This window comes from Paenibacillus tritici (assembly GCF_018207515.1).
In the GTDB taxonomy this organism is placed as follows: domain Bacteria; phylum Bacillota; class Bacilli; order Paenibacillales; family Paenibacillaceae; genus Paenibacillus_AQ; species Paenibacillus_AQ tritici.
Window position 1 is genome coordinate 3,488,958 of record NZ_CP073365.1, and the last position, 14,227, is coordinate 3,503,184.

Consider the following 14,227-nt stretch of genomic DNA (forward strand, 5'->3'; position numbering starts at 1 on the left):
TGCAACAGCCAAAAGGGCCCGCGTGGATATACGCGGGCTTCTTTGCACGTTCTAGCTGTAGCTGAATTTCAGGCTCAAAGCTCAGCTTTTTACGCGGGCCGGAGGAATACTCTGCGGATTGTTGAACACATTTCCGGGGTCATATTTAGCCTTGACTCTGCGTAACCGGGCATAGTTCGTTCCATAATAGACGGGGCCGGAATTTTTGATGCCCTGATCTGGAACATTGATATAGCTGCCTACGATAAAGGGCTTCAGCTTGCGGCGGGTATTGCGCACATAGAATATATTTTTGGCCGCTGCCGATTTCTTGATCCACGAGCTGTTCCACTCCACATAGAATTTGGCTTTACGCCAGTAGAAAGCGGTGGATTTAGGAGATACCCGGCTTACCGCACCGCCCCAGTTGAGGAAAAAGAACCCGGCGGACTGCCCCTCGACGGTCTCCAGGAACTCCCGCATGGCTTTGATAGCCTTATCCGGGAAAGGTTTTCTGCCAAAACCGCTGGAGAACTGGTTGCTGACTCTTTGGGTCTGCACCGGATCGGGAGCAAGCAGGAAGCTTACTGCTTTGGGATAAGGCAAGGACCGGATCGTTTGCTTCGTAGGTGTTCCTACGCCCGTCACAGGCTTTAAGAGGCGGACGGTCTCCGCCTTGGACCCGAGGAACACGCCCAGCATACTGACATTGCCGCCCTTCTTGGGCCCGATGGATAATTCGCTGCCCAGTCTGGTATTGACAGAAGGCGCCCAGCGCTGCCAGGCCTTGAAGACCCTCTCGAACTGATGCCAGGGCCAGGTGATCTGAAAGACGGTAGCTGTGGCCGGGGCAGGGCGCACCTTGAATGTATAACGGGTGCAGACTCCGAAGTTTCCTCCGCCGCCTCCGCGGGAAGCCCACAGCAGATCGGCGTTGCTGTTCTTATTGGCGATAATAATCCGCCCTTTGGCATCCACCATTTCGAGCTCAATCAGATTATCGCTTACCAGTCCTACCGTCCGCTGGAGCGGTCCGATCCCCCCGCCTAATGTAATGCCCCCGATGCCGACGGTCGGGCTGTCCCCGAATGGCGACATGTATCCCTGCCGGGCAAGCGTATGTGCAATCCGTCCTACAGTATTTCCGGCTCCGACGACAGCTGTTTTTGTTTTTTTGCTGAGCTTAATGCTCTTCATTTCACTGACATCAATGACAACGCCTCCGTTGACCTGGGAGAGATTGACCTCCAGCGCATGTCTGCCGCCCCTGGGCCGGATGGGAATATGCCGCTCGTTGGCCCATTTGACGGCATTGGCCACATCCTGTGTTTTCTGCGCGAAGACAAAAACCTTCGGGAACCTGTCGGTATGGGGGTCCCAATTTTTACGCGCCGTGTCATAACCCGGATCACCTTTAAAAACTACCCGTCCGGTAAGCTTCGTGCTTGACTTCACTCGTTCCAGCTCCTTCTGAGCTAAAAATTAACTGCATGGTATCACTAGGACTTAATATAGTATGCAGGGTATTAGTCTAGGGAGTGGGCGAATGCCGGGATAGATGTGATGAATAAGATTCCGTAACCATGCCTGCGGTTAATCGTATAAGGATAACAAGCTTGACTCGATTTGCTCCAAGACGGAATGACAACAGGATAGACCATTATGAAGCTAAGGTTGTGCAGCCTATGAATGAAATCGTTAGAGATCATCCCCATACAGGTTATCGGCTGGCAGAGCAGAAGGCAGCCCGTTATCTGGCTTCGCTTCAAGGTCAGATGGAGAGCAGGGCTTACGTGACAGCGCTGACGGCAGATATCCATGAGTGGAAAAAGAAGCATTTACCGCCGTTCTCCGGCCTGTCCCTGCAGTCCCTATGGAAGAAAAAACCGGATACTAAGGATTACTACCGGTATATCAGGTGGCTGAATTACACAGGCAAACTGGATAATTATCTGGACCGGAGTGTCTCTTACATTTACATGAGGGATCTGGGGAAGGCACTGGATTCTCCTGACACGCAGGAGAGGATAAAGAGAGCTGTTGCTGATCTGAACAGATACCTGCTGAAGTCAGCCCGCTCAGGTGAGGGAGAAGAGCCGGACTTCATGAACCTGGCCGGAGTGTACCGCTGGGCCCAGAAGGAAGGAATAGAAGCTGCGGTGATCTGGGTATTCGCAAAATTAAGATCCGTAGCTGCCCATATTCCGGAGGGAATGAACGCAGAGCATGCCCAGCGTAAGCTGATTAAGATTATCGTGGGCGTTATTCTGCATGTGATCGAAGAGCTGGACGGCAAGGTAGCGCCTGCGGAACGTTCCCGGAGACTGGATGAAGCGGTCAGGCTGGGCTACTCCTATGGGCTTACTTATCCTTTCGTCGATGATTTGCTGGATTCGCGGATTCTGACAGCTCAGGAAAAGGCGCAATACTCGGAGCTGATCCGTTCAGCGCTGCTGACCGGAACTGTGCCTGAGCTGGGCGGCTGGACAGGGGAGAATATGGAGCTCATCGTGTATATCCATTCCGAGCTTTCGGAGGCTTTTACGTATATTAAGCAGCAGCAGCGGCCGGAGAACCAGCAGCTTTTTTTCGAGCAGTCGCTGGTCTTCTTTGAGGCTCAGGATATAGACCGTGTCAAGGTGCTTACGCGTACGGATTACACCAATGAAGAATTGTACATCCCGGTCATATTGAAATCATCGTCCTCCCGGCTGATTGCCCGCTCTGTGACTAGTGCGCCTGAAGATGAGGGGTTTGAAGAACGGACCTTTTTTTTTGGCCTCTACAACCAGCTGGCCGACGATTTCGCGGATATGACCCAGGATATGATGGATGGAGCTGTAACGCCTTATACCTATTATCTGAAATATCATAAACAGCGCCCGGATTTGATGAATCCTTTTGAATTATACTGGGCGGTGATCTCCCATCTGATCCACCATGTCTATCACTCGGGTGCCAAGGCCCGTGAGGTCATTCTGGACCGGGCAATCAATGGGCTGAGGCGTTACAAGGAACGGGTGGGAGCGGATAAGTACAAGGAGACGATGGGGATTTTTGCTGCCGGTAACCCGGAGTTTAACAGGCTCATTCAGACTATGGTACGCAAAGCGGAAGAGGTGGACTTTTTCGATAAGCTGCTGCGGGACCAGATGATTGAGCATCTGAAGAAGGATGCCAGAGAGCAGCAGGAATTCTTCGATACCTTTACAAATGTCCGTAAGCTGATTAACAGCGAACTGCCCTTCACCAAGCCGCAGGGACTTCCTGCCATGAAGGAACAGCTGATGGAGGCGGCCAACTATAGCCTGGAGGGAGACGGGAAGAGGGTGCGTCCGATTCTTACTTGGGTGATGGGCGTGAAGGAATACGGGTTAGCCGCAGAGGCCATTGTTCCGCTGCTCCGTTCGCTCGAGTATATGCATACTGCCTCCCTGATCTTCGATGATCTGCCTTCCCAGGATAATGCTTCAACCCGCAGAGGACGCGTCACCCTGCACCAGCTTCATAACAGTGCCGTTGCTGAATTAACGGGTCTCTATCTGATCCAGAAGGCGATTGGAGAACAAGCCTCGCTTGACAGGTTCAAGGCAGAGACGGTGCTTGCCCTGATCCGTTATTCAGCCCGCAAGGCAGAGGAGATGTGTATGGGCCAGGCGATGGATTTGGATGCCAAGGGCAAAATTCTGACGCTGGAGCAGCTGAATACGGTATGCTTTTATAAGACAGGTGTGGCCTTTGAGGCCTGTCTGGTCATGCCGGCTATGCTTGCTGAGGTCAGTGAGGCGGAAATCAATGTGCTCAAAAGGATTGCCTATCATATGGGAATTGCTTTTCAGATTAAGGATGATCTGCTGGATGTGGAAGGGGATACGTCGATCCTTGGCAAACCGGTGGGCAACGATGCGGTGAACAATAATTCCAACTTCGTCTCCATTCTTGGACAAGAGGGGGCCAGTAAAGAGATGTGGGAGCACTATTGTAAGGCGGCGGAGGCACTACGTGAGATTCCGCGCAATATTACTTTTCTGAAGCATTTAATGAATTATGTTGTGAATAGGGAGCGGTGAAGAGCCCGCGTGCAGGTAAATATTAGGCGGCCCGGCAACTTGAATATTTACATTTCGTGTAATGTAGATATACTTATAATTTAAAAGGATTCATATCTCCGGGTTAACCGGCAAGGGAGGATAATATCAGACATGACTTCAACTATTAGAGTAGGGATCGTCGGATACGGAAATTTGGGCAAAGGGGTGCAGCAGGCGATTGCCCAGAATCCGGATATGGAGCTGAGCGCCATATTTACCCGCAGAGACCCGCAGCAGCTGGCGGACATCACAGGAACAGTCACAGAGCATATCTCAGCCGCCGAGCAGTACATAGGCAAAATTGATGTGATGATTCTGTGCGGCGGTTCCGCGACAGATCTGCCGGAGCAGACGCCGCAGCTGGCCCGGATGTTCAATACCGTTGACAGCTTCGACACGCATGCCAAAATCCCGGAATTCTTCACAGTGGTGGACAAGTCGGCGCAGGAGGGCGGCACGGTTAGTGTAATCTCAACGGGCTGGGACCCGGGAATGTTCTCCATGAACCGTCTGCTGATGCAGTCCATCCTGCCGGAAGGTGAGGATTATACGTTCTGGGGCACCGGGGTCAGCCAAGGGCATTCGGATGCGATCCGCCGCGTTCCCGGCGTGAAGGCTGGTGTTCAATATACCGTGCCTGTCCAGGAGGTGATTGACAGTATCCGTGGCGGCGAGACGCCGCAGCTGTCTACCCGTGAGAAGCACCGCCGGGAATGTTATGTGGTGGCAGAAGAAGGGGCAGATCGCGATGCGATTACCCGGAGCATTGTAGAGATGCCGAATTATTTCGCCGATTATGATACAACCGTCCAGTTCGTGTCGGAAGAAGTACTTGCCGCCGAGCACTCCGGGATGCCGCACGGCGGCTTCGTCATCCGCAGCGGAATCACCGGGGGCGGAAGCAAGCAGATTGCCGAATTCGGGCTGAAGCTGGACAGCAATCCCGAATTCACGGCCAGCGTGCTGGTGGCCTATGCCCGTGCAGCCGTTCGTCTGAAGCAAGAAGGCCATCAGGGTGCCAAGACCGTATTTGATATTCCGCTCGGCCACCTGTCCCCGAAATCGGCAGAAACTCTGCGCCGCGAGCTGTTGTAGGCCGGAGTGGCGGGCAGCTAGCTGTAGGCTTGAGCTGCGGGCAGCTTGGAAAGAGCTGCCCGCTGATGGGGGAATCAAGGGGATAAATCCCTCTGATTGAGCTGAAAGTTGGCTGGATGGGGAAATGAAAGGGATAAGTCCCTCTGATTGAGCCGGAAGTTGGCTGGATGGGGAAATGAAAGGGATAAATCCCTCTGATTGAGCTGGAAGTTGGCTGGATGGGGAAATGAAGGGGATAAATCCCTCTGATTGAGCTGGAAGTTGGCTGGAAGGGGAAATGAAGGGGATAAGTCCCTGATTGAGCTGAGTGTGGCTGAAGGAGATTAGTTAGGAGCATTAATGCACCTGAATTCACCGGACGCCCGCCAATTGAGCCAATGAGGAGCACTAGTGCACCTGAATTCACTGGACGCACGCCAGTTGAGCCAAGGAGGAGCACTAATGCACCTGAACTCACCGGACACACGCCAACTGAGCCAATAAGGAGCATTAATGCACCTGAATTCACCGGACACACGCCAACTGAGCCAATGAGGAGCATTAATGCACCTAAATTCACCGAACGCCCGCCAACTGAGCCAATGAGGAGCATTAATGCACCTGAACTCACCGGACGTGCACTAAATGAGTCAATCTACCTTATAACCCAAAAAGAGGTGTCCCCAGCCGCAAGGCTTACGGGACACCTCTTTAAGTATCAAATGCAGGTTACACAATACCCTGCGCCAGCATCGTATCGGCAACCTTCAGGAAGCCGGCGATGTTAGCTCCGGCAACAAGATTGCCGGCGACGCCGTATTCTTCTGCTGCCTGTACGGTTCTGAGGTAGATATTTTTCATAATGACCTGCAGCTTCTCGTCGACCTCTTCGAAGGTCCAGGACAATCTCATGCTGTTCTGGCTCATCTCCAGGCCCGAGACGGCTACGCCGCCTGCATTCGCAGCCTTGGCCGGTGCAAACAGGACTTGGTTCTCCAGGAATAGCTCAACCGCTTCGATCGTGGTCGGCATGTTCGCACCTTCACCGATGGCTTGAACTCCGTTCAGAATCAGTGTCCGGGCGGATTCCAGATCCAGCTCGTTCTGGGTGGCACATGGCAGGGCGATATCGCACGGCAGATTCCAGATTCCGCTGCAGCCCTCGACATACTCGGCATGCGGGTGTTCCTTCACGTATTCGCTGATGCGCAGGCGTTCGGTTTCCTTCAGTCTTTTGACCGTCGCCAGATTGATGCCTTGCGGGTCATGAATGTAACCGTTGGAATCACTACAAGCGATAACAAGGGCTCCGAGCTGCTGCGCCTTCTCAATCGCATAGATAGAGACATTCCCGGAACCCGAGATGACCACCTTGCTATCCTTGAAGCTTGCTCCGCGCGATGCGGACAGCATTTCTTGCACGAAGTATACACAGCCATAACCTGTAGCTTCCTTACGTGCCAGACTGCCGCCGTACAGCAGCCCTTTTCCGGTGAGAACCCCGGCTGCATGTCCTCCGTGAATCCGTTTGTATTGCCCGAACATATAACCGATCTCGCGTGCGCCTACACCGATATCTCCAGCAGGAACGTCTGTATCCTGTCCAATGTGGCGGTACAATTCGGTCATGAAGCTCTGGGTGAACCGCATAACCTCCTGATCCGACTTATCCTTGGGATCGAAATCGCTGCCGCCTTTGCCGCCGCCCATGGGCAGGCCGGTCAGCGCATTTTTGAAAATCTGCTCGAAGCCAAGGAACTTGATGATGCCCTGATATACGGAAGGATGGAAGCGAAGTCCCCCTTTGTAGGGACCGATCGCGCTGCTGTATTGGACACGGAAGCCGCGGTTGACCCGGGTTGTGCCGGCATCGTCCACCCAAGGTACGCGGAAAGAGATCGTGCGCTCAGGTTCAACCAGCCGTTCGAGTATACCATGCTTCATATATTGCGGATGCCGGGTCAACACGGGGACCAGACTATCGAGGAACTCCAGGACAGCCTGATGGAATTCGGGCTCTTGCGGGTCGCGCTTCTGGACCTCTGCGTAGATCCGTTGCACGTACTGCACGGCCTCATTTGATACTTCTGAAGGTGTTGAAGGAACGGTGAACACTTTAGCAGCACTTCCTGTCTGATTGTAGATTCGGGCAACCCCGTAAATTATTTTTAATTTAAAAGAATTCTATAAAACCTTACATCAATTTGCCAATCAATTATTTTTGGCATAGTCATTAAGAAATTCTATGAAGCTAACATGCTGTGCCAGTTTTCTTCATGAAATGGAGACTATTCTTTTCCTGATTGCCGATTATAGTCTCCTCCAAAATGGGTAGATAGGGTTATATAAGGTTTGTCACAATGAGAGTGAGGCGTTAATCAATGAACTTATTATCTGTAGCAGAATTGGTAGATGTGGAGAATCACGCCTGGGAGGAGCTCAGGGAGCTGCTGAGTCAAGGGAGACGCGTATACCGGCTGGAAGCTGCACGGCCGGAAGCAGCAGCGCAGACGCTGGTCCGTCTTCAGGTAAGCACGAAGTCTTATCTGGGGGCCATTGCTTACGAGACCGGCGGGATCGTGTTTGAGCATGGCTGGATTACACTGCTTGGTGCCGGGGCCGACGGGATCTACGGAAGTCTGACTTCCTGGAACGGCCTGTCCGCTCAGGAGGATATTCCTTCCATGCCAGGGATGCTGATTGTGGCTTATGATGCGGCTGGCGGTTTTTTTGGTCTGGATACGGGCAGGTTCGGGCAGAGCGGGCATATCTATTATTATGCGCCGGATGCCCTGAAGTGGGAGGCGACCGGGTTGACCTATTCGGGCTTCATCGGCTGGCTGGCGGAAGGGGACCTTGATCTGTTCTACCAGACCTTCCGCTGGGAGGGCTGGGAAGAGAGGGTGAAGGAGCTGGAGCCGGGTCAGGTCATAGGTTATTATCCCCCGCTGTGGACGGAAGAAGGCAGTGGTTCACAGAGCAGCAAAGCGCCGGTCTCTATCCTGGAGGCCTGGCAGGCAGCAAGAAGTGAGGGGACGGAATGAAGAAGAGCAAGGTAGCCAGAGAACGGCTTAAGGTTGTCACGATTGCTGAGGAGCCATTGGAAGTGGTCCCTTACGTCAGTGCGGCCCGCGGCAGTCAAGAGATTGTATATGAAGGGCTTCCTGTATACCGGGAAGAGATTCTGGGGCTGCCGGTGGAGGTGGAGGCGCTGATTGTGACATCGGACCTTCAAGGAATGGCGCTTCATGATAACGGTGAATATGGGGACCTACTAGTGGGTGAGATGCTGCCTGCAACGCTGGAAGGCCTGCTTCAGATCCATCTGCCGGGAGTACATCCTGATAAGGTGCTGGTCTGTTTATGCGGTGATTTATATGGGGATACTGCTGCAAGAGGTTCAAACGGCGACCCGCTCCCGGTGTAAAGGGCCTTCCGCAATACATTCGGGACGGTGCTGGGTGTGAATGGCAATCATGATCTTCTCTCCCCAAAAGGGTGCTGATCTTCACCGCCGCGGGTACGGATTGAACCTGGCGGACGCCTGGAGCAGAAGCTGCAGTTCGCCTAACGCTTGTCCGTAAACTTTACAAACAGCATCGGAATAGGTATAATTTAAGTATATTTCAGGGTTTGAAACAACAAAGAGGGGCCTAACGCCATTAGGCTCCTTTTGTATTTTCCACCCATGTTAACAGGAGGGCGAAAGTCATTCACAAGGAAAAGATTTTGGTATGTGTTCATTATGGGCCGCATGGGGAGCGTCTAATCCGGCGTGGTGTCGAGCTGTCTGAGATGCTTGGGGCACCGCTCTATGTGCTTAATGTGGATAGTTCGGACAGCGATGAATATAATCATAGCAAAGAAATGTATATGGCTGTCTGGAAGCGTCTGGCGGAGGAAGCCGGAGCTGAATTTATGGTCCGCAAACGCCGGGGCCGCAAGACAACGGATGTGATCGTTGAAGCAGCAGAAGAGAAAGAGGTCACTCAGATCATTATTGGCCAATCCGCCCAGACCTTGTGGCAGGAGCTGACCAAACGCAACTTCGTCAATGAGCTGATCAGCAAGATGAAGATGATGGATCTGCATGTCGTTGCAGTTCAGCGTATGCGCGCCGGCCTCGAAGAGACCCATGAAGAAGGGGTAATCTCTTATCTGGTGAAGAATGAGGGCGTGTACCAGCTCAGCGATGAGCCGGAAGGCAACGATTACATCAAAGGCAAATTTTTTCATGAATTGCACACAGAATTTGAGAATGGCTTGTTCAGAATTGAGCAAGATGGTAAAGCGAGATATTTGCATATCTGTGAAGGAACGCTGACCGAGCCATTATAACCGGCTCTTGTCTTCAGGAAGTAAGTACCAGCGTTCACAACCCAAATTGTAAAATGGAAAAGGAGGCTTGCCTTTGCTGCATATAACCGTTCTTGTTCCGTTTCTCCTGGCCCTGATGATAGCGCTCTTACGCGGGAGGATGCGAAAGCTCCATAGAGGATGGCTTGTATTAGCCGCACCGCTGGCGTTATTCATATATTTCTTGACCCGGATTCCAGTCATCAAGGGAGGGGATCTCGGATATGAGACCTTGTCTTGGATTCCTTCCCTTGGTATTGATCTGGTCTTCCACCTGGATGGATTAAGTTTGCTGTTTGCCTTATTAATTACGGGAATGGGCACCCTGGTCTTTATCTATTCCATCTTTTATCTGGATAAACGCAAGGAAGAGCTGACGCCGTTCTATGTATATCTTCTGTTATTCATGGGGGCGATGCTTGGAGTCGTGCTGTCCGATAATCTCATGGTGTTATACGGATTCTGGGAGCTCACGAGTGTCTCGTCGTTCCTTCTAATTGCCTACTGGCACCGGAGACAGAAATCACGCTATGGCGCACAAAAGTCAATGCTGATTACCGTCTTCGGCGGTCTGGCAATGTTCGCAGGCTTCTTAATGCTGTATGTGATGACGGGAACGTTCAGTATCCGCGAGATCTGGAGCCAGGTCGGCGACATCAGCGGACAGACGCTGTTCATTCCTGCAATGCTGTTGATTCTGCTGGGTGCCTTCACCAAATCGGCCCAGTTCCCCTTCCACATCTGGCTGCCTGATGCGATGGAAGCGCCGACTCCGGTCAGTGCTTATCTGCACTCGGCAACTATGGTCAAAGCCGGTTTATATTTGGTAGCACGTTTCAGCCCGGTGTTCGCGGGGCAACATGAGTGGTTTTGGATTGTGTCGGGTGTCGGCCTGATCACCTTGATCTATGGATCGATCCAGGCGATGAAGCAGACGGACCTGAAGGCTCTGTTAGCCTATTCTACAATCAGTCAGCTTGGACTGATTATGGGACTACTGGGAATGGGATCTGCCGCGTCCTTCTATACAGGGGAAGAGGCTGTATTCTATACCGCCGCAACAACGGCAGCACTATTTCATTTAATTAATCATGCCATATTCAAAGGTTCGCTCTTCATGGTGGTCGGAATTGTCGACCATGAGACGAATACACGTGATCTGCGCAAGCTCGGGGGACTGGTGTCTCTGATGCCGGTAACCTTTACGCTGGCGCTGATTGGCAGCTTCTCGATGGCGGGGCTTCCCCCGTTTGCCGGATTCCTGAGCAAGGAAATGTTCTTCACGGCTGTGCTGAATATCAGACAGCTGGATATCTTCAGCCCCGGGTCGTTTTTCACCATCTTCCCGGTTCTGGCGTGGATTGCAAGCATATTTACCTTTGCATACAGCATGATTATGGTCTTCCATACCTTTTTTGGCAAATATCAGCCGGAGAAGCTGGACAAAAAACCGCATGAAGCGCCGTTCGGCCTTCTGCTTCCACCAGTCCTCCTGGCGCTGCTGGCTGTTGTCACCGGATTGTTCCCGAACATGCTGTCGAAGACACTGATCGTGCCGGGGATGAATGCCATTCATCCGCAGCTCGCAGCAACCGAACCTTTTGAGGTGAATATTCATTTCTGGCATGGATTCACAACCGAGGTCTGGATGACTCTGGGCGTGATCATTCTAGGGATTATTGTATACCGTGTATATGGCCGCTTCAGCCTCGTTGAGAAAGAATGGCGCAGCGGATATACGCTGACACAGGCATATGACGGGAGTATCCGTCTTGTAGAGCAGGCGTCCCGTGCAGTGACAGGGCTATATATGACAGGTTCCATGCGTCATTATCTGATGTACATCTTCACCTTGATTATTGTAACGGTTGGCGGCTCCATGCTGTATTCGGAAGGCATTACATTCGGCCAGGGGCAGTATGCTCCGGTCACCTTCTTCGAAGTCGTTGCAGTGCTGGTCATGCTGGCAGGCGTGCTCGCTATTCCGTTCGCCAGGTCCAGAATCTCGGCGATTCTGCTAACAGGGATGGTCGGTTATATGGTGACCTTGCTCTTCATCCTGTTCCGCGCCCCCGATCTGGCACTGACACAGATGATCGTTGAAGTGGTATCGGTCACGCTGTTCCTGCTCTGCTTCCGGCATTTGCCAAAGCTTGAGCGGGAGAAGGTCCGGTTCCGGCTGAAGGTACCCAAGCTGATCATTGCCGTAGGATTCGGCGCTACGATGACACTGGTTGCCCTGGCTGCGCTTGGCAGCAGTCCGTTCGAGTCGATCTCAAGCTTCTATGTGGAGAACAGCTACAAGCTGGGCGGCGGCAAAAACATGGTCAATGTGCTGCTGGTTGACTTCCGCGGCTTCGATACCATGTTTGAAATCACCGTGCTGGGTCTGGCTTCACTGGCTATCTATTCCATGATCAAGCTACAGCTTGACCAGGACAAATCGTCTGTTCTGATCAGAAGCAAACCTGTGGACAACCCGCAACGCTATGCCCGCAGCAATGATGTGCTGCTGAAGGCGGTCGCCAAAGTGGCCTTCGTGATTATCATTACCTTCTCCCTGTACTTGTTCTTTGCCGGTCATAACCAGCCGGGAGGCGGCTTCATCGGAGCGCTGATGGCGGCGGCGGCACTCGTGCTGATTGCCATTGCCTTTGGTACAGAATTCGTTGAGAAGGTACTGCCTGTCGATTATCGTAAGTTAATAGCCGTCGGAATCTCTATTGCTTTTCTCACAGGCATGGGTTCCTTTGTATTCGATGTTCCGTTCCTGACCCAAGCCTTCGGCTATTTCGAATTGCCGGTCATGGGCAAGACAGAGCTAACTACGGCGATGCTGTTCGATCTGGGCGTATACCTCTCGGTCATCGGTGTCACTATGAATATCATCTTTACGGTCGGGAGGGATAACTGATGGAGATCCTTATTGCCCTGGCGATCGGTGTCTTGTTCACCGTAGGTGCATATCTGGTCCTGTCCAAAAGCCTGCTCCGCATCCTGCTGGGAACCACGCTGCTGGCTCACGGCGTTCATCTGCTGCTGCTGACGATGGCGGGACTGAAGACAGGCGCTTCGCCTCTGCTTGGAGAGCAGGCAGATAATTATGTTGATCCGCTGCCGCAGGCGCTTATCCTTACTTCGATTGTAATCAGCTTTGGGGTATCCGCGTTCTTCATCGTCCTGGCCTACCGGGCCTACCGCTCGGCGGGTACGGATGATGTGGAAGGAAGCAAGGGGGAGAGACCATGAACAACCTGCTGGTGCTGCCTTTGCTGATTCCGGCCTTTACGGCGGTAATTCTGATTTTTCTGAAAGAAAAGATAAAGCTGCAGCGTATAATCAGTGCAATCAGTGTACTAGTGAATATAGCAGTTGCGATAATGATTCTGTACCAGGTCAATACTGGCGGGATTCAAACACTGTACATGGGGGGATGGATCCCGCCCTACGGGATCGTCTTCGTTGCCGACATGTTTGCGGCGCTGCTCGTATTGACGACTGCGGTGGTGGGAGCGGCCTGTCTGTTCTTTTCCTTCGCCAGCATCGGTGAAGAGCGGGAGCGGTTCTACTATTATACGTTCTTCCATTTCCTGCTGACCGGTGTGTTCGGCTCGTTCCTCACGGGAGACCTGTTCAACCTGTTTGTCTGCTTCGAGGTGTTGCTGGTGGCCTCCTACGCCATGATTGTACTCGGTGGAACGAGAGTGCAGCTGCGTGAGACGCTCAAATATGTACTGGTTAATGTCATTTCCTCTACCTTGTTTGTAGCCGCAATCGCCTATCTGTACGCAGCAACCGGGACACTGAACATGGCACATCTCGCCATGCGTGTAGCAGAGGCCGGGCAGGGCGGTGTGATGAGTGTTATTGCCGTACTGCTGCTGCTGGTATTCTCGCTCAAAGCGGGTCTGCTGCTGTTCTTCTGGCTGCCGGATTCGTACAGTGCCCCTCCGCAGGCAGTAAGGGCCTTGTTCGGAGCCTTGCTCACCAAAGTAGGACTGTATGCCATTACCCGGACGTTCTCGCTGATCTTCGTGCATGATATGGGCCTGACACATACGCTGATCGGCTGGATGGCAGGAGCCACTATGATTCTTGGAGCCATAGGGGCGCTGGCGTACAATGATCTTAGCCGGATCTTCAACTATAATATTGTGATCAGCGTGGGATTCATCGCATTCGGCATTTCTGTCGCAACTCAGGACTCTCTGAGCGGGGTAGTGTTCTATCTGATGCACGATATGATTGCCAAGGCGCTGCTGTTCTTCCTGGGCGGACTGATTATTGCGGCCTCGGGAACCGAGCAGCTTAAGCTGATGGGCGGTCTAATCCGCCGGTATCCGTGGACGGGCTGGATGTTCTTCATCCTGACTCTGGCCCTGGTGGGAGTCCCTCCGCTTAGCGGTTTTGCCGGGAAGGTCATGATGGTCCGCAGCGGCTTCGGGGAGCAGCATACCGTGCTTGCGCTCATCGCCCTGGCTTCGAGCTTCGTCGTGTTGTATTCACTGATCAAAGTGTTCCAGCAGGTATTCTGGGGAGGCGAGAAGAACGAAGAAGAAATCCGCCCTCTGCGCTACAAAGCCATGATGGCACCGGCTGCCGTGCTGTTTGTTCTCGTGATCCTAATGGGTATCGGCGCCGAGCTGGTGAACGGCTATGTGGTGCAGGCCGGTGCGGTACTCGCTGATCCGGCAGCGTACATTAACGCTGTCATGAAGGAGTAGATG

General features: G+C 52.8%; 10 protein-coding genes. 8 read left to right on the forward strand and 2 right to left on the reverse strand.

Annotated elements, in window-relative coordinates; translation table 11 throughout:
- Nucleotides 1-81: 81 nt before the first annotated feature.
- On the reverse strand, nucleotides 82-1,434 hold the full coding sequence (locus KDC22_RS14895; protein WP_211723619.1) for an FAD-binding oxidoreductase: 1,353 nt from the start codon (nucleotides 1,432-1,434) through the stop codon (nucleotides 82-84).
- A gap of 221 nt (nucleotides 1,435-1,655) precedes the next feature.
- On the opposite strand from KDC22_RS14895, the gene KDC22_RS14900 reads away from it, so the two are divergent.
- Nucleotides 1,656-4,049: a polyprenyl synthetase family protein gene (locus KDC22_RS14900; protein WP_425517037.1), complete on the forward strand. Its 2,394-nt coding sequence runs from the start codon at nucleotides 1,656-1,658 to the stop codon at nucleotides 4,047-4,049.
- A 132-nt stretch (nucleotides 4,050-4,181) separates the two neighbouring features.
- On the forward strand, nucleotides 4,182-5,165 hold the full coding sequence (locus KDC22_RS14905) for a diaminopimelate dehydrogenase (protein ID WP_211723621.1): 984 nt from the start codon (nucleotides 4,182-4,184) through the stop codon (nucleotides 5,163-5,165).
- A 708-nt stretch (nucleotides 5,166-5,873) separates the two neighbouring features.
- On the opposite strand, the gene gdhA is transcribed toward KDC22_RS14905, so the two are convergent.
- Nucleotides 5,874-7,214, reverse strand: a complete 1,341-nt coding sequence (gene gdhA, locus KDC22_RS14910; protein ID WP_246553582.1) for an NADP-specific glutamate dehydrogenase — start codon at nucleotides 7,212-7,214, stop codon at nucleotides 5,874-5,876.
- Between the two features lie 311 nt (nucleotides 7,215-7,525).
- Between gdhA and KDC22_RS14915 the strand changes: the two genes are divergently transcribed.
- From KDC22_RS14915 to KDC22_RS14940, 6 genes are all read left to right on the forward strand, one after another.
- Nucleotides 7,526-8,188 (forward strand): DUF2625 family protein, encoded by a 663-nt coding sequence (locus KDC22_RS14915; RefSeq protein WP_211723623.1) that lies wholly within the window; start codon nucleotides 7,526-7,528, stop codon nucleotides 8,186-8,188.
- Nucleotides 8,185-8,571: a hypothetical protein gene (locus KDC22_RS14920; protein WP_211723624.1), complete on the forward strand. Its 387-nt coding sequence runs from the start codon at nucleotides 8,185-8,187 to the stop codon at nucleotides 8,569-8,571. Before KDC22_RS14915 ends, KDC22_RS14920 begins: the two co-directional genes overlap by 4 nt.
- A gap of 302 nt (nucleotides 8,572-8,873) precedes the next feature.
- Nucleotides 8,874-9,482 carry a universal stress protein gene (locus tag KDC22_RS14925; RefSeq protein WP_216857095.1) on the forward strand — a complete coding sequence of 203 codons (609 nt, stop codon included), beginning with the start codon at nucleotides 8,874-8,876 and terminating at the stop codon, nucleotides 9,480-9,482.
- 67 nt (nucleotides 9,483-9,549) lie between these two features.
- Complete coding sequence (locus KDC22_RS14930) at nucleotides 9,550-12,414, forward strand: Na+/H+ antiporter subunit A (protein ID WP_211723625.1); 2,865 nt, start codon at nucleotides 9,550-9,552, stop codon at nucleotides 12,412-12,414.
- The gene (locus tag KDC22_RS14935; protein ID WP_211723626.1) at nucleotides 12,414-12,749 is read left to right on the forward strand and encodes a Na(+)/H(+) antiporter subunit C; all 336 of its coding nucleotides are present in this window, start codon (nucleotides 12,414-12,416) and stop codon (nucleotides 12,747-12,749) included. The genes KDC22_RS14930 and KDC22_RS14935 overlap by 1 nt, the downstream gene beginning before the upstream one ends.
- Complete coding sequence (locus KDC22_RS14940) at nucleotides 12,746-14,224, forward strand: Na+/H+ antiporter subunit D (RefSeq protein ID WP_211723627.1); 1,479 nt, start codon at nucleotides 12,746-12,748, stop codon at nucleotides 14,222-14,224. Before KDC22_RS14935 ends, KDC22_RS14940 begins: the two co-directional genes overlap by 4 nt.
- Nucleotides 14,225-14,227 lie beyond the last annotated feature (3 nt).